Genomic DNA, 20,604 nt, shown 5'->3' with positions numbered 1-20,604 from the left:
AACTGGGGCTATGACCATGAGCGAGAAGAACACGACCACCACCGCCGCCGCCGGGATTTCGCCGCAGCGCGGTGCCGCCTCGACCTCGGCCGAGCCGCTGCTCGAAGTGAAGGGGCTGACCAAACACTTCCCCATATACGGCGGCTTTCCGATCAAACGGAAGGTCGGCGCTGTCCAGGCCGTCGACGGCGTGACCATGAGCGTCTACCCGGGCGAGAGCCTGGGCCTGGTCGGCGAGTCGGGCTGCGGGAAGTCGACCACCGGCCGGCTGCTCACCCGGCTGCTGGAGCCGACCGGCGGCACCATCACGTACAACGGCCAGGACATCACCCACGCGGGCCGCAGGCAGCTGGCGCCGATCCGGTCCGAGATCCAGATGATCTTCCAGGACCCCTACGCGTCGCTGAACCCGAGGCAGACGGTCGGCACGATCATCTCCAGCCCGATGGAGATCAACGGCATCAAGCCGCCCGGCGGCCGTGAGGCGCGGGTGCGGGAGCTGCTGGAGATCGTCGGTCTCAACCCGGAGCACTACAACCGCTTCCCGCACGAGTTCTCCGGCGGTCAGCGCCAGCGCATCGGTGTCGCCCGCGCGCTCGCGCTGGAGCCGAAGCTGATCGTGGCGGACGAGCCGGTCTCGGCGCTCGACGTCTCCATCCAGGCGCAGGTCGTCAACCTCCTCCAGGGCCTCCAGCGGGACCTGGGGATCGCCTTCGTCTTCATCGCTCACGACCTGGCCATCGTGCGGCACTTCTCGGAGCGCGTCGCCGTGATGTACCTGGGCAAGGTGGTGGAGGTCGCGGACCGCGACTCCCTGTACAACCGTCCGCGCCACCCGTACACCCACGCCCTGCTGTCGGCCGTGCCCGAGACCGACATCGACCTGGACAAGCGGGAGCGGATCCGGCTCGCCGGGGACGTTCCCTCGCCGATCATGCCGCCGTCCGGCTGCCGGTTCCGTACGCGCTGCTGGAAGGCGCAGGACAAGTGCGCGACGGAGGAGCCGCCGCTGGTCCAGCTCTCGGACAGCGCGGGCGGACACCTGACGGCCTGCCACTTCCCGGAGGACCCCTCGACCGGGGCGCGCCAGGAGGACGTCGTGCTCGACCCGGCGCTGGCGGCCATCGAGAAGGAGCTGTCCGACGGGGAGTGATCCGTCGGTGGTACGAGAAGGGCCCGCGCCCGGGGATGTCCCCGGGCGCGGGCCCTTCTCGTGTGCCGTCCTCGTGTGCCCTTCTCGTGTGCCGTTCGGATGCCGTGAAAGTCGTCCGTAACATTCCGCCGGTCCCGGGCGTGTTTGTAGCAGAGGCAGAAACGAGTGAGGGAATCGGGACGGGGGGACGATGGCGGACGGGGTGACCAGGGCGTTCAGAGCGGACAGAACGATCGGGCCGGCCGGACGGGCCGGGCCGGGCAGAGTGCTCGGACCGACCGGGCCGGTGCGGGTGCGCGGCGCCGACGGTGCGGAGGGGCCGAGTGCGTCGGAGGAGTTCGACGCGTTCTACGCGGCCACGGCGAAGCGCCTGGTCGCGGCGGTGTACGCGGCGACCGGCGACCTGGCGGAGGCCGAGGACGCGGTCCAGGAAGCGTATGTGCGGGCCTGGCAGCGCTGGTCGAGGCTGACCCGGGAGGGCGATCCGCTGCCCTGGGTGCGGACGGTCGCGATGCGGCTGGCGATCAGCACCTGGCGCAGGACGCGCAACCGGCTGCGGGCGCAGTTCCGGCACGGGCCGCAGCCCGATCTGCCCGGTCTGTCGGCCGACCGGGTGGAGCTGATCTCCGCGCTGCGTGAGCTGACGCCGGAGCAGCGGCAGGCGGTGGTGCTGCACCATCTGCTGGACCTCCCGGTGGAGCAGGTGGCGCGGGAGACGGGCGCGTCGAGCGGTGCGGTACGGACCCGGCTCAGCCGGGCCAGGAAGATCCTCGGCGAGCGGCTCGCCGATTCCGGTGTACGGCGTGAGCGTGAGGGAGTGGTGATCCATGGCTGAGGCCGAGGAGCTGCTGGACGAGGTGGCCATACGGATGCCGAGCGCCGCGGAGGTGCGGGCCCGCGGTTCGCGGCGGCGGGCCCGCCGCAGGACGGGCGCGGTGGCGACGTTCGCCGCGATGGTGATGGCGGGCACGGCGTGGGCGATGGTGCCGGGGCCGGGCGGAGACTCGGTGCGGCCGGCCGATTCGCCCGCCGAGAAGAACCCGTACATCGAGAACGGCCAGGTCACGCTGCTGGAGGGCAGGGATCTGCCGCAGTTCGAAGCCATGCGCTGGGAGGAATCGGACTGGTCCTGGGACGAGTCGCTCCCGGTCGCCGGCATCAACGGTGTCTGCCCGTTCGTGGTGCCGTCGGACCAGGTGGAGCCGTCGGATCAGGTGCGGTACACCCGCTGGTTCGACAGCGAGGAGGGGGGCGTCGCCCGGCAGCGTGTCATCGACTACTCCGACGCCGACCAGACGGCCGAGGATCTCGCTGTCTACCGGGAGGCTCTCACCAACTGCGGACTGAGCCGGCACGGCAAGGGCGCGGAGACCTACTACGAAGGAGTGACGAAGGGGGGACCCCGGCTACGGGTGTCCATCGAGCACGGCAGTACCTGGATCTCGGTTGTGGAGGAGCAGGACCGCTTGCCGTAGTGCCCTCCCTCAGGATCGCCGCGGTCCGTCCACTGCCGTTTGACCGCCCGTACAGCCGCCATAAAGGTGCGGTTCGTCACTGTATGGGGTGTATTTGGGAGGCATTAGGACTTGCGTCTGACGAGGAGGCACATTCATGCGCGGAGCTGCTACGCACGCCAAGTGGGCCGCATGCGCGGTGGCCGTCGCCCTGGCGGCCACCGGCTGCGGTGGTGGGGGAAGCGGCGGTGGCAGCGGGGGTGGAGGTGCCGATGGTGTGGTGCGTTCGTCGTGGGGCGACCCGCAGAATCCGCTGGAGCCGGCGAACACCAACGAGGTCCAGGGCGGCAAGGTCCTCGACATGATCTTCCGGGGACTGAAGCGGTACAACCCGAAGACCGGCAAGGCCGAGGACGCGCTCGCCGAGAAGATCGACACCAAGGACTCGACCAACTTCACCGTCACCGTCAAGAAGGGCTGGACCTTCAGCAACGGGGAGAAGGTCACCGCGAAGTCCTTCGTGGACGCGTGGAACTACGGCGCCGATCTGAAGAACAACCAGAAGAACGCCTACTTCTTCCAGTACATCGACGGATACGCGAAGGTCCACCCGGACACCGGACAGCCCACCGCCCGGACACTCTCGGGGCTGAAGGTCACCGGCCCCCAGACCTTCACCGTCAAGCTGTCGCAGCGCTTCTCCACCTGGCCGGACACCCTCGGCTACGCGGCCTTCGCACCGCTGCCCAGGGCGTTCTACGACAACCACGCGGCCTGGCTCTCCAAGCCCGTGGGCAACGGCCCGTACACGGTGCAGAATTACACCAAGGGCTCGCAGATGTCGCTGCGCACCTGGAAGGGCTACCCCGGGCCCGACAAGGCCCGGAACGGCGGGGTGGACCTGAAGGTCTACACCGACAACAACACCGCGTACACGGATCTGGTCGCGGGCAATCTGGATCTCGTCGACGACGTTCCGGCCGCCCAGCTGAAGAACGCGAAGGCCGACCTGAGCGGCCGTTACATCAACACCCCGGCCGGCATCATCCAGACGCTCGCCTTCCCGTACTACGACAAGGCGTGGAACACCCCACAGGCCGCCAAGGTCCGCACCGGGCTCTCCATGGCGATCAACCGCAAGCAGATCACCGACACCATCTTCCAGAAGACCCGCACCCCCGCCACCGACTGGACCTCCCCGGTCCTCGGCGCGAGCGGCGGCTACAAGGCGGGGCTCTGCGGCAAGGCGTGCGACTACGATCCGGCCGCCGCGAAGAAGCTGATCAGTGAGGGCGGCGGTATCCCCGGCGGGCGGCTCAAGATCACGTACAACGCCGACACCGGCTCCCACAAGGAATGGGTCGACGCCGTCTGCAACAGCATCAACAACACCCTCGGCAACGACAAGGCGTGCGTGGGCAGCCCGGTCGGCACCTTCGCCGACTTCCGCAACCAGATCGGCCAGAAGAAGCTCACCGGACCGTTCCGCGCGGGCTGGCAGATGGACTACCCGCTCATCCAGAACTTCCTCCAGCCGCTCTACTACACCAACGCCTCCTCCAACGACGGCAAGTGGAGCAACCCCCAGTTCGACAAGCTGGTCAACGAGGCCAACGCCGACACCGACACGAAGACGGCGATCAGTAAGTTCCAGCAGGCCGAAGGGGTCGTCCGGGACCAGATGGCGGCCATTCCGCTCTGGTACCAGAACGGCAGCGCCGGGTACTCGGACCGGATCACCCATGTCGAGCTGAACCCGTTCAGCGTCCCCGTCTACAACGAGATCAAGGTCAGCTGACGCCGGCGGACAAACAGGGCCCGACGCTCCGGCGCTCCCGCCACCACGACCCCTGGAGCCGTTCATGGGACGTTATGTGATCCGGCGCCTGCTGCAGATGATCCCCGTCTTCATCGGCGCCACCCTGCTGATCTTCCTCATGGTCAACGTGATGGGCGACCCCATCGCGGGACTCTGCGGCGACCGGCAGTGCGACCCGGCCACCGAGGCCCAGCTGCGCAAGGACTTCGGCCTCGACAAGCCCGTCTGGCAGCAATACCTCACCTATATGGGCCATGTCTTCTCCGGGGACTTCGGCATCGCCTTCAACGGCCAGAAGGTCATCGACCTGATGGCCACCGCCTTCCCGATCACCATCCGGCTGACGATCGTCGCCATCGTCTTCGAGATCATCGTCGGGATCATCTTCGGCGTGATCACGGGGCTGCGCCGGGGCCGTCCGGTCGACACCTCCGTGCTGCTGCTGACCCTGGTGGTCATCGCCGTGCCGACCTTCGTCACCGGCCTGCTGGCGCAGCTGCTGCTCGGCGTCAAATGGCATGTCATCGAGCCGTCGGTCTCCTCCGCCGCGCCGCTCGGTGAGCTGATCCTGCCGGGACTGGTGCTCGCCTCGGTCTCCCTGGCGTACGTCACCCGGCTGACCCGGTCCTCGATCGCCGAGAACGTGCGCTCCGACTACGTTCGCACGGCCATCGCCAAGGGGCTGCCGCGCCACCGGGTGATCACCCGGCATCTGCTGCGCAACTCGCTGATCCCGGTGATCACCTTCATCGGTACGGACATCGGCGCGCTGATGGGCGGGGCGATCGTCACCGAGCGGATCTTCAACATCCACGGCGTCGGCTTCCAGCTCTACCAGGGCATCCTGCGCCAGAACACCCAGACCGTCGTCGGCTTCGTGACCGTGCTCGTCATCGTCTTCCTCGTGGCGAACCTGCTGGTCGACCTGCTGTACGCCGTGCTCGACCCGAGGATCCGCTATGCCTGAGCCGCAGGGGCCCGGCCCCGAGAGCAGCCACGAATCCATCGCGCCGACGGGCGCCGGCGGTGCGATGGACCTCGCCACCAGCGAAGGATTCACCCTGGAGAAGGGCCCCGAGGGGCCCGACGGCGGCGGGCCCGCGAGCCGGCCGCGCAGTCTGTGGTCGGACGCCTGGCGGGATCTGCGTCGCAACCCGGTCTTCATCATCTCCGGACTGATCATCGTCTTTCTGGTGATCATCTCGATCTGGCCGTCGCTGATCGCCAGTGGCAACCCGCTCTCCTGCGACCTCGCCAAGGCCCAGGAGGGATCCCAGCCCGGCCACCCCTTCGGCTTCAACGGGCAGGGCTGCGACGTCTACACCCGTACCGTCTACGGCGCCAGGACCTCGGTGGTGGTCGGTGTGCTGGCCAGCCTCGGCGTCGCCGTCGTCGGCTCCGTCCTCGGCGGCCTCGCCGGGTTCTTCGGCGGTTTCTGGGACGCGATCCTCTCGCGCGTCACCGACATCTTCTTCGGGATCCCGGTGGTCCTCGGCGGGCTGGTGCTGCTGTCCGTGGTCACCAGCGCCACCGTCTGGCCGGTGATCGGCTTCATGGTGCTGCTCGGCTGGCCGCAGATCTCCCGGATCGCCCGCGGATCCGTCATCACCGTCAAACAGAACGACTTCGTGCAGGCGGCCCGGGCCCTCGGCGCCTCCAACCCCCGGATGATGCTGCGGCACGTCCTGCCCAACGCGATCGCGCCGGTGATCGTCGTGGCGACCATCGCGCTCGGCACGTTCATCGCGCTGGAGGCGACCCTCTCGTACCTCGGCGTCGGCCTGAAACCACCCACCGTCTCCTGGGGGATCGACATCTCGGACGCCTCGCCGTACATCCGCAACGCCCCGCACATGCTGCTCTGGCCGGCCGGGGCGCTGGCCGTGACCGTACTCGCGTTCATCATGCTCGGCGACGCGGTGCGCGACGCCCTCGACCCCAAGCTGCGCTGAGGAGTGCGTCCATGCTGCTCGAAGTACGCGATCTCCAGGTGGAGTTCCACACCCGCGAGGGAGTCGCCAGGGCCGTCAACGGAGTGACGTACTCGGTCGCGGCCGGTGAGACGCTCGCCGTGCTGGGGGAGTCGGGCTCAGGCAAGTCCGTCACCGCCCAGGCGATCATGGGGATTCTGGACTCGCCGCCCGGCCGGATCACCGGTGGCGAGGTGCTCTTCCAAGGCCGGGACCTGCTGAAACTCAAGGAGGACCAACGGCGCGGGATCCGTGGCGCCGAGATGGCGATGATCTTCCAGGACGCGCTGTCCTCGCTCAACCCCGTCCTCACCGTGGGCACCCAGCTCGGTGAGATGTTCATCGTCCACCGGGGACTGAACCGCAGACGGGCGCGGGCGAAGGCCATCGAGCTGATGGACCGGGTACGGATCCCCGCCGCCAAGGAGCGGGTGGACGACTATCCGCACCAGTTCTCCGGCGGGATGCGCCAGCGCATCATGATCGCCATGGCGCTCGCCCTGGAGCCCGCCCTGATCATCGCGGACGAGCCGACCACCGCCCTTGACGTGACGGTCCAGGCCCAGGTCATGGATCTGCTCGCCGAGCTCCAGCGCGAGCTGAACATGGGGCTCATCCTGATCACCCACGACCTGGGCGTCGTCGCCGACGTCGCCGACCGGATCGCCGTGATGTACGCGGGCCGGATCGTGGAGACCGCCCCCGTGCACGACATCTACAAGGCCCCCGCCCACCCCTACACCCGCGGGCTGCTGGAGTCGATCCCGCGGCTGGACCAGAAGGGCCGCGAGCTGTACGCGATCAAGGGTCTGCCGCCGAACCTGCTGCACATCCCGCCCGGCTGCGCCTTCAACCCCCGCTGTCCGATGGCCCAGGACGTGTGCCGTACCGAGGTGCCGCCGCTGTTCGAGTCCGGAGAGGGCCGGCACAGCGCCTGTTTCTTCTGGAAGGAGACGCGTGATGGCTGAAACCGCGACGGCCGGTGCCACCCGGGCCACGCCCACCGCCGAACCCCTCCTGGAGGTCCGGGACCTGGTCAAGCACTTCCCGCTGACCCAGGGCATCCTGCTCCGCAAGCAGATCGGCGCGGTCCAGGCCGTCGACGGGGTCTCCTTCGACCTGGCGCCGGGCGAGACTCTGGGCATCGTCGGGGAGTCCGGCTGCGGCAAGTCGACCGTGGCCAAGATGCTGGTGAACCTGGAGCGGCCCACCTCCGGCGTGATCCGCTACAAGGGCGAGGACATCACCCGGCTGTCCGGTCGGGCGCTCAAGGCGGTCCGCCGCAATATCCAGATGGTCTTCCAGGACCCGTACACCTCGCTCAACCCCCGGATGACGGTCGGCGACATCATCGGCGAGCCGTACGAGATCCACCCCGAGGTGGCGCCCAAGGGCGACCGGCGGCGCAAGGTGCGCGAGCTGCTGGACGTGGTCGGGCTCAACCCGGAGTACATCAACCGCTATCCGCACCAGTTCTCCGGCGGCCAGCGCCAGCGCATCGGCATCGCCAGGGGACTCGCGCTCCAGCCCGAGATCATCGTCGCGGACGAGCCGGTCTCGGCTCTCGACGTCTCCGTCCAGGCGCAGGTCATCAATCTGATGGAGAAGCTCCAGGGCGAGTTCGGGCTCTCCTACGTCTTCATCGCGCACGACCTGTCGATCGTCCGGCACATCTCCGACCGGGTCGGTGTGATGTATCTGGGCCGGCTCGCGGAGATCGGTTCGGACGAGGAGATCTACGACCACCCGACGCACCCCTACACGCAGGCGCTGCTCTCGGCGGTGCCGCTGCCCGACCCCACGGCGCGTGAACACCGCGATCGGATCATTCTTTCGGGTGATGTTCCGTCCCCGGCGAACCCTCCGTCCGGGTGCCGGTTCCGTACGCGCTGCTGGAAGGCGCGGGAGCGGTGCGTGGTGGAGGTCCCGGAGCTGGCGGTGCCGGAGGTCTTCCGCGGCGGGGGCGGGCCCGCGGCGCATCCCTCGGCCTGTCATTTCGCGGCGGAGCGGCGGATCGCACCGACCGCTACGGAGGGGGGCGAAGGTAGATAAAACACATCAATTTCGTTAACACGCAAGCAACTTCGCCGACCCGTCACCGATATACGGACCCGTCAGTCTGAATGACGTACGGCCGTGCGGGTGCCGTAAACCGGCCGGGGCTTCCAGGAGCACCGGCCGGTTGCCGTCTGTCCGTACGCCCTCCGAGGGCTCACTTCATGTTCAGCGACCTCTTCAGGAAGTCGACCTGGAGCAGCAGCAGGTTCTCCGCGATCTCCTCCTGCGGCGTCATATGGGTCACGCCGGTCAGCGGCAGCACCTCGTGCGGCCTGCCCGCCGCGAGCAGCGCCGCCGACAGCCGCAGCGAGTGGGCCACCACCACGTTGTCGTCGGCCAGTCCGTGGATGATCATCAGGGGCCGCGCCGGGTTCTCCGGGGCCGACAGGCCGTCGTCCGTGACGAGCGAGTGGGCCGCGTACAGCTCCGGCTCGTCCTGCGGGGTGCCGAGATAGCGCTCCTCGTAATGGGTGTCGTAGAGCCGCAGATCGCTCACCGGGGCGCCGGCGACCCCCACGTGGAAGACGTCCGGGCGGCGCAGCACCGCGAGTCCGGCGAGGTAGCCGCCGTACGACCAGCCCCGGATCGCCACCCGCCCGGTGTCGAACGGGAACCGCCCGGCCAGCTCCTGGAGCGCCTCGACCTGGTCGTCCAGCGTGAGCAGCAGATTGCGGTGCACGGCCTTCTCCCAGGCGGGGGAGCGACCCGGAGTGCCCCGGCCGTCCGCGACGAGGACCGCGAACCCCTGGTCGGCGAACCACTGCGAGGTCAGGTACGCGTTCTGCGCGGCGACCACCCGCTGGCCGTGCGGACCGCCGTAGGGGTCCAGCAGCACCGGCAGCGGACCGTCCGACTCCCGGTAGTCCCGGGGCAGGAGCACGGCGCACGGAATGCGCCGCGCGCCGGCCTCGGTGAGCCGCGCGTGCGCCGTGAGCACCGGGGTCTCGGCGTACGAGTCGATGGTGACCGGCCGCGCGCCGTCCCTGAGCACCCGCACGGACGCCCCGGAGGTCTCCGGCCGCGCGGACACCAGGACGGTCACCCCGCCCGTACGGACGGCCGTGTGCACCCCGGGACCCTCCGAGAGCCGCTCGACGCCCAGCTCGTTCACCCGGTACACATGGATCTCACCGGTCTCGGGAGCCTCGGCCTCCTCGCCCGCCGACGCCGTGACCAGCACGTCGTGCGCACCGATGTCCAGCACCGCGCGCACATGCAACCGCGCCCCGGTCAGCGGCCGGTCGCCGACCACCAGGACCCGCGCGCCGCCCTCGTCGGCGATCCGTACCAGCCGTCCGTCCGGCGCCCAGGCGGGCACCCCGGCGAACAGTTCCAGCCACGCCGGATCCTCGTCCCGGTGCACGGGGGTGGTCGCGCCGGTGCCGGGATCCACCGCCAGGTACACGGCCTCGCGCTGGTCACGGCTCTGCACCAGCAGCAGCGGCGCCCCCGCCGCCGACCAGTGCACCCGCGCCAGATACGGGTAGCGGGCCCGGTCCCAGGCCACCTCCGTACGCGATCCGTCCAGGCCGACGAGGAGGAGCCGCACCTCGGCGTTGGGCGTGCCGGCCGCCGGATAGGCGACCTTGGCCGGCTCCCGGTCCGGATGCGCGGGGTCGGAGATCCACCACCGCCGTACGTTCGCGGTGTCGGCCCGCGCGACCAGCAGCCGGTCGGAGTCGGGGGACCACCAGAAGCCGCGCGAACGGCTCATCTCCTCGGCCGCGACGAACTCCGCGAGACCGTAGGTGACATCGGCCCCCTCGCCCTCCGCGCGCCCCGCCAGCTCCCGGTCCCCCTCGCCGTCCGCGCCGGTCACCCGGAGCACTCCGCGCGCCACGTACGCGATGTGCCGACCGTCCGGCGAGGGCCGGGGATCGACCACCGGTCCGGGAACGGTGAGCCGGCGGGCCGTCCCGTCCCGCAGCCCGGCCGCGTAGAGGCGCCCTGAGAGCGCGAACGCGGCGAGTCCGGCCTCCGCGTCCACCGCGTACCCGACAATGCCTCCAGCGCCCTCTCGTGCCCGTTCACGCCGTGCCCGCTCCTCGGCCGGGAGCTGCTCGCGCGCGCCGCTCAGCAGTACGTCAGGATCGGCGGCGATCCGCGCCTCCCCGTTCGGGTCGTCAAGATCCTGTACCCAGAGGCGGTTTACGCGATCCGTGCCGGATCCGGAACGCAGGAAAACCACGCGCGCGCCGTCCGGGGACACGGCGAAGGAGCGTGGGGCACCGAGGGTGAACCGCTGGGTCCTGGCGTGCTGACGTGGGAACGAGAGCTGCTGCGGCGAAGTCATACGGGCGAACCTAACGGGCGCGCGCCAGTCCGTGCGCCCCCATGTGCTGCCGTGCACCGATCGATGCGTACGCACGGATAGTTATGATCCGTAGCGATAGGTGGGTAGGAATCTGCCGGGCACATGCATGCTGCGTTTTCCCGACTGAATATCTATGGAGGTGAACCGCCGTGGCACTCTCGATTTCGGCGGTGGTGCTGCTGGCGATCGTCGTCTTCCTGCTGGTCCGGAAATCCGGGCTCAAAGCGGGACACGCGGTGGTCTGCATGCTGCTCGGTTTCTACATGGCCAGTTCCTCCATCGCCCCCACGATCAGCGAACTCACCACGAACGTGGCGGGGATGATCGGTGGCATCAAGTTCTAGTGCCCCGCGGGCACTAGGACACGTCCGGGAAGCACCACGCCCTGTCCCGGACAGGATCAGCGCCACCCGGCCGTTCCCCGGCCACCGTCCCCTCGGCCGACACCACCGCCCACTGGCCGAGGGGCCGGCTCGTCATGCCTCGTAGGCTGTCCCCATGACCGATCTACCCGCCCGCCGTCTGCTGCTCGTGCACGCGCACCCCGACGACGAGTCGATCAACAACGGCGCCACGATGGCCAGGTACGCGGCCGAGGGCGCCCTCGTCACGTTGGTGACCTGCACCCTCGGCGAGGAGGGCGAGATCATTCCGCCCGCGCTCGCTCATCTGGCGGCAGACCGCGACGACCGTCTCGGCCCCCATCGCATCGGTGAACTCGCCGCCGCCATGAAGGAGCTGGGCGTCGCCGACCACCGCTTCCTCGGCGGCCCCGGCCGGTTCCGGGACTCCGGAATGATGGGCGTCGCGCAGAACGACCGGGAGAACGCCTTCTGGCAGGCGGACCTCGACGAGGCCGCCGGATACCTCGTGGAGGTGATCCGCGAGACGCGTCCCCAGGTCCTGGTCGCCTACGACCCGAACGGCGGCTACGGCCACCCCGACCACATCCAGGCCCACCGCGTCGCGATGCGCGCCGCCGAGCTGGCGGCCGACGCCGGCTTCCGGCCCGGATCCGGCGCCCCGCACGCCATCGACAAGATCTACTGGAACCGGGTGCCGCGCTCGGTCGCCGAGGAGGGCTTCGCCCGGCTGCGCGCCTCGGGCGCTGGCTTCCCCGGTGTCGCCGAGATCGACGACATTCCGGGCGTGGTCCCCGACGCGGAGATCACGGCGGCCGTCGACGGCGCGCCCCACCGGGAGCACAAGGCCGCAGCGATGCGCGCCCACGCCACGCAGATCGCCGTGGACGGCCCGTTCTTCGCGCTCTCCAACGACCTCGGCCAGCCGCTCTTCGCCACCGAGTACTACCAGTTGGCGCACGGCACGTCCGGAGCGGCGCCGGGGGAACGCGAGAGCGACCTCTTCGCCGGAACCGCCGGAACCGCCGGAACCGCCGGAACCGCCGGAACCGCCGCCGGATCAGCCGGATCAGCCGGAACCGCCGGGGATTCCGGGGCGAACGGATGAGCGGGCAGCCGCCGGGCTCGTTCCTGGCCGGACCGGTCAGACCCGGCCGGATCGCCGCGTATCTCGGCCTCGCCGTACTCGGGGTGCTCGTCGCGATCGCCGGGTCCCTCATTCAAGGCGGCTGGTTCCCGGGCGGTTTGGTGCTCTCGCTGCTCGCCACCGCCGGACTGTTCTACGGCGGTCTGCGTGCCACCGGTACCCAGATCGGGGTGGGGGCTCCGGCGGCCGGCTGGCTGATCGCCGTGGTCTGGCTGAGCTTCGGCCGTACCGAGGGGGACGCGGTCTTCTTCCTCGCGGGTATCGGACCGCTGGTCTACCTGCTCGGCGGGATGGCGGCGGCTGTGATGTGTGCCACGATGTCGCGGTTGCCGCAACCGAGCACTCAGTCCGGCCGTATTGGGATGTGACGCGCCCGGCCGCCGCCGAATTGACCTTGGCCGTACGGTCGGCGGAGCATCGCTTGCCTCGGTCGTCGGGTCTCTGTCGGTGGAGGCCAGTATGGTGGTGCGCGCTCCGGGCCTTCCCCTCCGCCTCCGGCAGTGGGGGACCTGAACAGCTGAGTACCAGTAAGAACGGGCGGCGGAGCCAACCGGGAGAACCTGCTTTGAGTCGTGAAACTGACAGTTCGTCCTCCGGGCCCCAGGGGCGCGGCGGAGCCGCGTACCCCTCGGGGACGCCGCCGTACGGCACCCGCCAGTATCCGTCGCTGCATCCCCAGCAGGACGCTCCGGAGGAGACAGAGACCGCGCCCGCGCCACAGCCGGACGAGCCCAGAACCGAGACCACGCTGACCACGCGGATCCGGATCAACATCCCGGGCTCCCGGCCGATCCCGCCCGTCGTCATGCGTACGCCCGTGGCCGACGGCGACAGCACCAACGGCCGGGGTGTCCCGGTCGCCGAGCGCACCGCGAGCATTCCCCGGCCCGAGGTGCCCGCCGAGACCGCCGAGCCCCGGCAGGCCGAACCCGCGCGGGAGGAGCCGGCCGAGGAGAAGGCGCCCACCAGCGACTGGTTCGCCCCCCGCAAGCCGTCCTCCGGCACGGGCCCGGGAGCCGGTACGGCGGCGGGCATGGGCGCCGGAGCCGCCGCCGTCTCGGGGGGTGGCCGTTCGGAGTCGCCGTACCCCTCGGAGCCGTACTCGTCGGAGCCCTACCCGTCCCAGGGCTCCGCCCAGGACGGGCTGTCCGGGACCGGCGGTCCGCTCGGCGGGCTCGCCTCGGAAGCGGGCGCCTCCGGCGCCGCCTCCAACGGCTTCGCGCCCGGCCCCGTCACCCCGCCGCTCGGCGGCCGTCCCTCCGGCGCGGACGGCGCACCCAGCGGCCCGACCACCGGACCGGTCACCGGCGGCCTCTCGCTCGGTACCGCGCCCGCCTCCCTGGGCACCCCGCCCACCGGCGGCGCGCCCCGGATGTCCGACGACACCGCCGTACTGACCCCGCAGCAGCCCGCTCCCGTACCCGGGAGCGGACCCGGCGTGCCCGGCACGGCCGCCGGTCCCGGTGGCCCCGGCGGCCATGTCTCCGGTGACACCCTCACCAGCGGCATCCCCGTGGTGCCGCCGGAGCACCACGGAGGCTTCCCCGGCTCGGGCCCCGGCACGGGCGGTCCCGGCGGCGGCCCGCGCACCGGCGCGCGCCCCGGATCCGAGGGATCCGGCTCGCCGGGCCAGGAACAGGGCTTCTCCGCACCGGACTTCCCCGGCCCGGTCGGCTCCGCCCAGGGCGCCCCGCCCTCCGGTACCGCCCCGCGCGCGGCGGCCCCGGCCCCGGCGGCGCCCGCCAAGAAGAAGGGCCGCTCGAAGCTGACGCTCCTCGGCGTGGCCGTCGTCGTGCTCGGCGGCGGTGTCTACGGCGCGGGCCTGCTGATGAACCACTCCGAGGTCGCCAAGGGCACCACCGTCCTCGGTGTCGACATCGGCGGCGGTACCCGCGAGGAGGCCGTCGCCAAGCTCGACGCCACCCTCGGCGGGCGCGCCGCCAAGCCGCTGCGGCTCGACATCGGCGGCAAGACCGAGGAACTCTCCCCGGACAAGGCCGGACTCAGCTTCGACAGCCAGGCGACCGTGCGCGGCGCGGCGGGCAGCGACTACAACCCCGTCTCGGTGATCGGCTCGCTCTTCGGCGCCGCCCGGGTCGCCGAGCCGGTGATCCCCGTGGACGAGGAGAAGCTCAGCGCCGCCCTCAACGACCTGGCGGGCACCTCAGGGTCCGCCACCGAGGGCACGATCAAGTTCGAGCCGGACAAGGCCGTCGCCGTACCCGGGAAGTCGGGCAAGGCGCTGGACGTCAACCACTCGATCATCTCGACCAGGGACGCCTACCGCACCCAGGTCCAGACCGGCCGGACGAACCCCGTCGAGCTGCCCGTCACCACCCGTGAGCCGACGATCGGCCAGGCGGAGCTGGACCGGGCCATGAACGAGTTCGCCAAGCCCGCGATGTCCGGTCTGATCACCATCCAGGCCGGTGGCAAACAGATCCAGTTCGGTCCTTCCCGGTCCCTGCCGCAGATCCTCTCCATGAAGCCGATCGACGGAAAGCTCGTCGAGGTCTACGACCGGAACGCCATCGACCAGCTCCTCGAAGGCGTCTTCGACGGCATCACGATCACCAAGGGCGACGGCAAGCAGTACCCCGTCTCCTCCACCGACGTGGCGCAGGCGATGCAGAAGGCGCTGCGCGGCAAGACCCCCACCGAGCGCACGCAGACGATCGATCTCGACCCCAGCTGACCGGACCGGCCCCGGCGGCGCACGCCGTACGGCCCGTCCGACGCCTTCCCGACCGTGCCCCCGCCCGACCCGGCGGGGGCACGGTCACGTCCGCCGGATGACGGATGTCATGCCAGGTCCACGATGTGCGGCACTGCCGGGGCGAGCCCTCCCCGGGAGAGGCTTTCCGTATGACGACAACGGCAGTGCGCACCACCGACGTGGTGCGTTTCGACAAGGTCAGCAAGAGTTACGGGGACGTCCGTGCGGTCGACGGGCTCACTCTGACGCTCCGCCCCGGCGAGACGGTGGCCCTCCTCGGCCCCAACGGCGCCGGGAAGTCCTCCACCCTGGATCTGCTGCTCGGTCTGCGCCAGGCCGACTCCGGCACCGTCACCCTCTTCGGCACCACCCCGCGCGAGGCCATCGCCGCCGGCCGGGTCGGCGCGATGCTCCAGAGCGGCGGCCTGATGGAGGACGTGCGGGTCCGTGAACTGGTCGCGCTCGCCTGCGCGCTCCACCCCGAGCCGTTCCCCGTCTCCGAGGTGATGGCCAGGGCCGGGATCACCCAGATCGCCGACCGCATGGTCAACAAGCTCTCCGGCGGCCAGGAGCAGCGCGTGCGCTTCGCCCTCGCCACGGCGGGCGCCGGCGACCTGATCGTCCTGGACGAGCCGACCACCGGTATGGACGTCACCTCCCGCCACGCCTTCTGGGCCACCATGCGCGAACGGGCGCGGGAGGGCCGTACGGTCCTGTTCGCCACCCACTACCTGGAGGAGGCCGACGCGATCGCCGACCGGGTGCTGGTCCTGCACCGGGGCCGGCTGCTGGCCGACGGCACCGCCGCCGAGATCAAGGCGCGGGCCGGGGCGCGCAGGATCTCCTTCGACCTGGAGCCCCCGCACGGCGGCGCGGTGGACGAGAGCGCCCTGCGCGCCCTGCCGTTCCTCAGTGCCCTGTCGGTCTCCGGCTCCACCGTGCGCATGCAGTCGCACGACGCCGACGCGACCGTCCACGCGCTCTACGGGCTGGGCCTCTACCCGCGCAACCTCGAAGTCGCCGGGCTCGGCCTGGAACAGGCTTTCGTCGCCATCACCGAGGCCGAGGAGGCCAGGACCGCGTGAACACTCTGATCAGGCTCGAAATCGCCCGCACCCTGCGGAACAAGAAGTTCATGTTCTTCTCGGTCGTGTACCCCTCGGTGCTCTTCCTGATGATCGCCGGGCCGCAGGACAACAGCACGGTTCCCGGCACCGGCCTGCCGATGGGCGCGTTCTACATGGTCGCGATGGCCTCGTTCGGCGCGCTCACCGCCGTACTCATGGGCAACAGCGAGAAGATCGCCAAGGAGCGCGAGAAGGGCTGGGTGCGCCAGCTGCGGCTCACCCCGCTGCCGGGGCGCGGTTACGTCCTCGCCAAGATGGCCGCGGCGGCCGTGGTCACCCTGCCGTCGATCGTCGTGGTGTTCGTCGTCGCGAGCGTCTCGAAGGACGTACGGCTCGACCTGTGGCAGTGGCTCGCCCTCACCGGGGTCATCTGGGCGGGCAGCCTGTGCTTCGCCGCGCTCGGGGTGGCGCTCGGCTATCTGGTCTCCGGCGACGCGGTCCGCCCCGTCACCATGATCACGTACTTCGGTCTCTCCATCCTCGGCGGGCTGTGGCTGCCCGTCACCACCTATCCGCGGTGGCTCCAGAACATCGCGGAATGGCTGCCCACCCACGCCTACGCCGGCCTCGGCCAGGCCATCGAGCTGGGCGGCGCGCCGCACCTGAAGGACGTGTCCATCCTGATCGGGTACTTCCTGGTCTTCGCGGGCGGTGCGGCCTGGCTGTACCGGAAGGACACACTGAAGGCGTGAGCAACGAGACCGTCGTCCCGGTGGGGCGGCCACCGGTGAACCGCCGTCAGTCCCTCGCCAAGGTGATGTGGATCCTCATCTGGCTGACCTTCCTGGGCGCCCCGCTGAGCGATCTCCTCGGCCCGGACCACACCACGTGGGCCGACGTGCTCGGCGGGATCGGGCTGCTCGTCTTCGTGGGCGCCTATCTGCTCATGGTCTTCCGGCACACCAGCAAGCCGTTCCGGCCGCGCATGGTCTGCACCACCCTCGTCCTGCTGTGCGCCCTGGCGGTCCTGCTCTCCCTCACCATGGGGCCCGCGTGGCTGGTGCTGTTCGTGTACGTCTCGGTGACGGCGGGGGCGGCCCTCCCGGGACCGATCGCCTGGGGCACGATCGTCGCCGTCACCGGCGTGATGGCCCTGCTCGGTCTGCACCAGGAGGACGCGACCGACTTCGTCACCGGCCTGGTGATCCCGGCGCTGCTCGGCGGCTTCGCCATGTCGGGCATCCGGCAGCTGATCCGTACGACGGTCGAGCTGCGCCAGGCACGGGCGACGGTCGCCGAACTCGCCGCCAACGAGGAGCGGCTGCGGCTCGCGCGCGATCTGCACGACCTCCTCGGCCACTCCCTGTCCCTGATCACCCTCAAGAGTGAACTCGCCGGACGGATGCTCCCCGGTCTGCCGGACCGGGCCGCCGAACAGGTCGCGGACATCGAACGGGTCAGCCGCCAGGCGCTGAAGGACGTACGGGAAGCGGTCACCGGCTACCGCAGGCCCACGCTCCCCGGCGAACTGGCCGGCGCGCGTACGGCGCTGGCGGCGGCCGGGGTCGCCGCCGACATCCCGGCCGACCCGCCCGCCGCCCTGCCCGGCGGCCCGCTCGCCGAGGAGAGCGAGGCGGCGCTCGCCTGGTCGCTGCGGGAGGCCGTCACCAATGTCGTACGGCACAGCGGCGCCCGCCGCTGCGTCATCTCCCTCACCCCGCGCCAGACCCTGGAGGGGCCCGTCCTCGAACTCACCGTGGAGGACGACGGGAACGACGAGCCCGCCGCCCCGTACGGCAACGGCCTCACCGGCTTGGGCGAGCGCCTCGCCGCGGTGGGCGGCAGCCTGGAGACCCGGGCCTCCCGCAGGGGCTTCACCCTGGTCGCGCGGGTGCCGACCGGGCCGATGGGGACGCCGGACGGCCCTGCCCTAGGATCCCGTGCATGAGCGGCACGATCAGAGTCCTCCTCGCCGAGGACCAGTCCATGGTCCGGGAGGCACTGGCGGCGCTGCTCGGGCTCGAACCCGACATCGAGGTGGTCGCCCAGGTCGCGCGCGGCGACGAGGTGGTGGACGCGGCGCTGGCCCGTGAGGTGGATGTCGCGCTGCTCGACATCGAGATGCCCGGCATGACGGGCATCGAGGCCGCCGCCGCCCTGCGCGAGGCGCTTCCCGCGCTCAAGGTGGTCGTCCTCACCACCTTCGGGCGCCCCGGCTATCTGCGCCGCGCCATGGAGTCGGGCGCCGCCGCCTTCCTGGTGAAGGACGCCCCGGCCGCGCAGCTCGCGGACGCCGTACGGCGGGTCCTCGCCGGTGAGCGGGTCATCGACCCCACCCTGGCCGCCGCCGCGCTCGCCGAGGGCGCCAACCCGCTCACCGAGCGGGAGCGCGAGGTCCTGCGGGCGGCGGCCGACGGCTCCACCAACGCGGAGCTGGCCGCCGCGCTGCACCTCTCGCAGGGCACCGTGCGCAACTACCTCTCGACGGCGATCCAGAAGCTGACGGCCCGCAACAGGGCGGAAGCGGTACGGATCGCGCACGAGAAGGGCTGGCTGTAGGCCCTGTCCGGGCCGTCCCGCCGGACGGGGCCCGTTCACCGGCCACGCGCGGCCCCTCCCGTACCGCTCAGTTCAGCCGGGCCCGTGCCGCCCGCGCCCGGCGGCGGATCGCCTCCGCCGTGGACGGCTCGACCGAGGCCACCACGCGTGCGTACTCGTCCATTTCCGCCGCTCCGCGCAGGAACTCCCCGCGCTGTACGAGCAGTTGCGCGCGGTCGTAGCGCAGCCGCGCCGGATGGGCGGGCAGCAGGAGGGCGAGTTCGACCGCCCACAGCGCCACATCGGTGCGTTCGGGCCGGGCCGCCGCCCAGGCGCGGATGTTGTTCAGGACGCGCTGGACGATGTCGAGCGGTCCCGCGGGGGTGAACGCCGGTCCGCCCGCCGAGAGGCCGCCGGGACCGGCCGCCCCCGCCATCAGCTCGTCCGCCTCGTGGCCCGTCAGGAGCCGGCCCGCCGCGAACGGGTCGGCGAGCACCCGCTCGCCGGGGCCCGCCGGATCGCCGAAGCCGACGACGAAGTGGCCCGGCAGTGCCACCCCGTACACCCGCCCGCCGGCCCGGCGGGCGACCTCGATCCACACCACGCAGAGCAGGATGGGCAGCCCCCGGCGGCGCCGCAGCACCGCCGGCAGCAGCGAGGACTCCAGCCGCCCGTAGTCGGCCGGTCCGCCGTGGAAACCGCAGCGGGAGCCGAGCAGTTCGGCGAGCGCCGCCGCCCAGGCGTGCGGCCCGGACAGCCCGTGCGGCAGCAGCCCGGCCAGCCGGTCCAGCTCTTCCTCGGCCGCGTCGAGCCCGGCCTCGCCGAGGGACGGTTCGCCCTGCGCGCCCACCATCAGGCAGAGCGTCGCCAGGTCGGGCCGCTCCGCGCGGGCCTCCTCGGCGAAGCGGCGGCGCTGTTCGGCGGATTCGGGGTGCATACCGGCCTCGTACCCGTTCAGGGCGATCGGAAGTGGTGGTAGTGGTGGTGGACCGTGAAGCCCATGCCCTCGTACAGGGCGCGCGCCGCGTCGTTGTCCGTCTCGACCTGGAGCCAGGCGGCGGACGCGCCCTCCTCCAGGGCGCGGCGGGCGAGCGCGGTCATCACGGCGGTGGCCAGGCCCTGGCGGCGGTACTCGGGGCCGACCTCGACGGCCATGAACCCCGCCCAGCGGCCGTCGGTCACACACCGGCCGATCGCCGCCGGGACGTCGCCCGCGCCGGGCACGGTGGCGAACCAGACGGAGGGGCCCGCGCCCAGCACCTGGCGGACGTGCGGCCCCGGCGCTCCGGTCCGCTGGTAGTGGCGCAGCCAGCTCTCGTCGACGGCCCGGTCCAGCCGGACCCGCGCCACGTCGGCGTCGCGGTCCCCGAGCGGCGCGAGCGCCCCGATCCGTACCTCCGCCGTCACCTCGGAGCGCCAGCCGCGCCGTTCCAGCTCAGCGCCCAGCAGCTCCTGGGTGTCCGCCGCGCCGGTCGCGATCTGCGCGTACGCGGGCAGCCCACGCTCCCCGTACCACCGGCGGGTACGCGTCAGCGCCGCGTCCAGCTCCATCCCGGGGTCGCCGAGCGGGAGCGCGGAGTTGGCCCGGCGGGTGAAGCCCACCCGCCCCGGTCCGCCGCCGGGCGCCGGGCCCGCCGCCGCCCGCAGCGTCCACCCGCCCAGCCGCTCGCTCTCCACGGGCTGCCAGGCCCGCGCGCCGGCGCGCGCCAGCTCCTCGAACGTCGCCGCGGGCCCCCGGCGCCTGGCCGGCGCGGCCGGCACCACCTTCCCCGCGACCAGGGCAGCCGCCGGGACACGGACGCTCTCACCGGTACGCCGTGTGATGAGCAGCACACCGTTGTCCCAGGATGTGAGAACGCCCACCGTGTCGGTGAACTTCTCCGCACCGGGACCACTGCCGGTCAGCTGTCTGACTGATACCCGTTTGCCCACGTCAGCGGGTGTCACCCGGACCTCAAGCCGTCCGCCCGCAGTGAATTCCACAGCTCTGTCCGCCCCTCCTGTTC

The 20,604-nt window shown here is 71.3% G+C and carries 19 protein-coding genes; 16 read left to right on the top strand and 3 right to left on the bottom strand.

The genetic code is table 11. The annotated features are described in order from the left end of the window. The first annotated feature begins 16 nt into the window (after positions 1-16). The 8 genes from OG627_RS10965 (at position 17) to OG627_RS10930 (ending at position 8,448) form a co-directional block, all read left to right on the top strand. A complete protein-coding gene (locus tag OG627_RS10965) occupies positions 17-1,153 on the top strand; it encodes an ABC transporter ATP-binding protein (RefSeq protein WP_329063880.1) in 1,137 nt (378 codons plus the stop codon). Positions 1,154-1,445: 292 nt separating this feature from the next. Continuing rightward, the gene (locus tag OG627_RS10960) at positions 1,446-1,988 is read left to right on the top strand and encodes a SigE family RNA polymerase sigma factor (RefSeq protein WP_329072562.1); all 543 of its coding nucleotides are present in this window, start codon (positions 1,446-1,448) and stop codon (positions 1,986-1,988) included. After that, on the top strand, positions 1,981-2,628 hold the full coding sequence (locus OG627_RS10955; protein ID WP_329063878.1) for a hypothetical protein: 648 nt from the start codon (positions 1,981-1,983) through the stop codon (positions 2,626-2,628). Before OG627_RS10960 ends, OG627_RS10955 begins: the two co-directional genes overlap by 8 nt. Before the next feature lie 136 nt (positions 2,629-2,764). Beyond that, the gene (locus OG627_RS10950; RefSeq protein ID WP_329063876.1) at positions 2,765-4,405 is read left to right on the top strand and encodes a peptide ABC transporter substrate-binding protein; all 1,641 of its coding nucleotides are present in this window, start codon (positions 2,765-2,767) and stop codon (positions 4,403-4,405) included. 64 nt (positions 4,406-4,469) lie between these two features. Then, complete coding sequence (locus tag OG627_RS10945) at positions 4,470-5,393, top strand: ABC transporter permease (protein ID WP_329063874.1); 924 nt, start codon at positions 4,470-4,472, stop codon at positions 5,391-5,393. Then, positions 5,386-6,378: an ABC transporter permease gene (locus tag OG627_RS10940; RefSeq protein WP_329063872.1), complete on the top strand. Its 993-nt coding sequence runs from the start codon at positions 5,386-5,388 to the stop codon at positions 6,376-6,378. Before OG627_RS10945 ends, OG627_RS10940 begins: the two co-directional genes overlap by 8 nt. Before the next feature lie 11 nt (positions 6,379-6,389). After that, positions 6,390-7,364 (top strand): ABC transporter ATP-binding protein, encoded by a 975-nt coding sequence (locus OG627_RS10935; protein WP_329063870.1) that lies wholly within the window; start codon positions 6,390-6,392, stop codon positions 7,362-7,364. After that, positions 7,357-8,448: an ABC transporter ATP-binding protein gene (locus tag OG627_RS10930; protein ID WP_329063868.1), complete on the top strand. Its 1,092-nt coding sequence runs from the start codon at positions 7,357-7,359 to the stop codon at positions 8,446-8,448. The genes OG627_RS10935 and OG627_RS10930 overlap by 8 nt, the downstream gene beginning before the upstream one ends. Before the next feature lie 160 nt (positions 8,449-8,608). On the opposite strand, the gene OG627_RS10925 is transcribed toward OG627_RS10930, so the two are convergent. After that, entirely contained in the window at positions 8,609-10,747 is a 2,139-nt protein-coding gene (locus tag OG627_RS10925) for a prolyl oligopeptidase family serine peptidase (RefSeq protein ID WP_329063866.1), read from the bottom strand. A 170-nt stretch (positions 10,748-10,917) separates the two neighbouring features. Between OG627_RS10925 and OG627_RS10920 the strand changes: the two genes are divergently transcribed. From OG627_RS10920 to OG627_RS10885, 8 genes are all read left to right on the top strand, one after another. Further along, positions 10,918-11,112, top strand: a complete 195-nt coding sequence (locus OG627_RS10920) for a DUF2304 family protein (RefSeq protein WP_114622452.1) — start codon at positions 10,918-10,920, stop codon at positions 11,110-11,112. Between the two features lie 154 nt (positions 11,113-11,266). Further along, a complete protein-coding gene (mshB, locus tag OG627_RS10915; RefSeq protein ID WP_329063863.1) occupies positions 11,267-12,238 on the top strand; it encodes an N-acetyl-1-D-myo-inositol-2-amino-2-deoxy-alpha-D-glucopyranoside deacetylase in 972 nt (323 codons plus the stop codon). Next, the gene (locus OG627_RS10910; RefSeq protein ID WP_329063862.1) at positions 12,235-12,645 is read left to right on the top strand and encodes a DUF6113 family protein; all 411 of its coding nucleotides are present in this window, start codon (positions 12,235-12,237) and stop codon (positions 12,643-12,645) included. The genes mshB and OG627_RS10910 overlap by 4 nt, the downstream gene beginning before the upstream one ends. A 197-nt stretch (positions 12,646-12,842) precedes the next feature. Beyond that, the gene (locus tag OG627_RS10905) at positions 12,843-14,972 is read left to right on the top strand and encodes a hypothetical protein (protein ID WP_329063860.1); all 2,130 of its coding nucleotides are present in this window, start codon (positions 12,843-12,845) and stop codon (positions 14,970-14,972) included. A 170-nt stretch (positions 14,973-15,142) separates the two neighbouring features. Next, a complete protein-coding gene (locus OG627_RS10900) occupies positions 15,143-16,078 on the top strand; it encodes an ABC transporter ATP-binding protein (RefSeq protein WP_329063858.1) in 936 nt (311 codons plus the stop codon). Beyond that, positions 16,075-16,812 carry an ABC transporter permease gene (locus OG627_RS10895; protein WP_329063856.1) on the top strand — a complete coding sequence of 246 codons (738 nt, stop codon included), beginning with the start codon at positions 16,075-16,077 and terminating at the stop codon, positions 16,810-16,812. Before OG627_RS10900 ends, OG627_RS10895 begins: the two co-directional genes overlap by 4 nt. A 65-nt stretch (positions 16,813-16,877) precedes the next feature. Further along, positions 16,878-18,008, top strand: a complete 1,131-nt coding sequence (locus OG627_RS10890) for a sensor histidine kinase (protein ID WP_329072560.1) — start codon at positions 16,878-16,880, stop codon at positions 18,006-18,008. Then, entirely contained in the window at positions 18,005-18,619 is a 615-nt protein-coding gene (locus tag OG627_RS10885) for a response regulator transcription factor (RefSeq protein WP_329063855.1), read from the top strand. Before OG627_RS10890 ends, OG627_RS10885 begins: the two co-directional genes overlap by 4 nt. Before the next feature lie 67 nt (positions 18,620-18,686). Here the strand turns inward: OG627_RS10885 and OG627_RS10880 are convergent, their stop codons facing one another. Then, complete coding sequence (locus tag OG627_RS10880; protein ID WP_329063853.1) at positions 18,687-19,535, bottom strand: transglutaminase-like domain-containing protein; 849 nt, start codon at positions 19,533-19,535, stop codon at positions 18,687-18,689. Between the two features lie 17 nt (positions 19,536-19,552). Continuing rightward, positions 19,553-20,581, bottom strand: a complete 1,029-nt coding sequence (locus OG627_RS10875) for a GNAT family N-acetyltransferase (protein ID WP_329063851.1) — start codon at positions 20,579-20,581, stop codon at positions 19,553-19,555. Between the last annotated feature and the right edge of the window lie 23 nt (positions 20,582-20,604).

It is taken from the genome of Streptomyces sp. NBC_01429 (assembly GCF_036231945.1).
Classification (GTDB): Bacteria; Actinomycetota; Actinomycetes; order Streptomycetales; family Streptomycetaceae; genus Streptomyces.
The sequence above is the reverse complement of the archived record's forward strand: the minus strand, read 5'-3'. Positions and strand labels throughout refer to the sequence as shown.

Coding starts and splice junctions, on each gene's coding strand:
- OG627_RS10945 (WP_329063874.1), top strand. CDS start 4,470: ATGGGACGTTATGTGATCCGGCGCCTGCTGCAGATGATCCCCGTCTTC.
- OG627_RS10910 (WP_329063862.1), top strand. CDS start 12,235: ATGAGCGGGCAGCCGCCGGGCTCGTTCCTGGCCGGACCGGTCAGACCC.
- OG627_RS10930 (WP_329063868.1), top strand. CDS start 7,357: ATGGCTGAAACCGCGACGGCCGGTGCCACCCGGGCCACGCCCACCGCC.
- OG627_RS10955 (WP_329063878.1), top strand. CDS start 1,981: ATGGCTGAGGCCGAGGAGCTGCTGGACGAGGTGGCCATACGGATGCCG.
- OG627_RS10940 (WP_329063872.1), top strand. CDS start 5,386: ATGCCTGAGCCGCAGGGGCCCGGCCCCGAGAGCAGCCACGAATCCATC.
- OG627_RS10935 (WP_329063870.1), top strand. CDS start 6,390: ATGCTGCTCGAAGTACGCGATCTCCAGGTGGAGTTCCACACCCGCGAG.
- OG627_RS10950 (WP_329063876.1), top strand. CDS start 2,765: ATGCGCGGAGCTGCTACGCACGCCAAGTGGGCCGCATGCGCGGTGGCC.
- OG627_RS10965 (WP_329063880.1), top strand. CDS start 17: ATGAGCGAGAAGAACACGACCACCACCGCCGCCGCCGGGATTTCGCCG.
- OG627_RS10885 (WP_329063855.1), top strand. CDS start 18,005: ATGAGCGGCACGATCAGAGTCCTCCTCGCCGAGGACCAGTCCATGGTC.
- mshB (WP_329063863.1), top strand. CDS start 11,267: ATGACCGATCTACCCGCCCGCCGTCTGCTGCTCGTGCACGCGCACCCC.
- OG627_RS10880 (WP_329063853.1), bottom strand. CDS start 19,535: ATGCACCCCGAATCCGCCGAACAGCGCCGCCGCTTCGCCGAGGAGGCC.
- OG627_RS10900 (WP_329063858.1), top strand. CDS start 15,143: ATGACGACAACGGCAGTGCGCACCACCGACGTGGTGCGTTTCGACAAG.
- OG627_RS10925 (WP_329063866.1), bottom strand. CDS start 10,747: ATGACTTCGCCGCAGCAGCTCTCGTTCCCACGTCAGCACGCCAGGACC.
- OG627_RS10890 (WP_329072560.1), top strand. CDS start 16,878: ATGTGGATCCTCATCTGGCTGACCTTCCTGGGCGCCCCGCTGAGCGAT.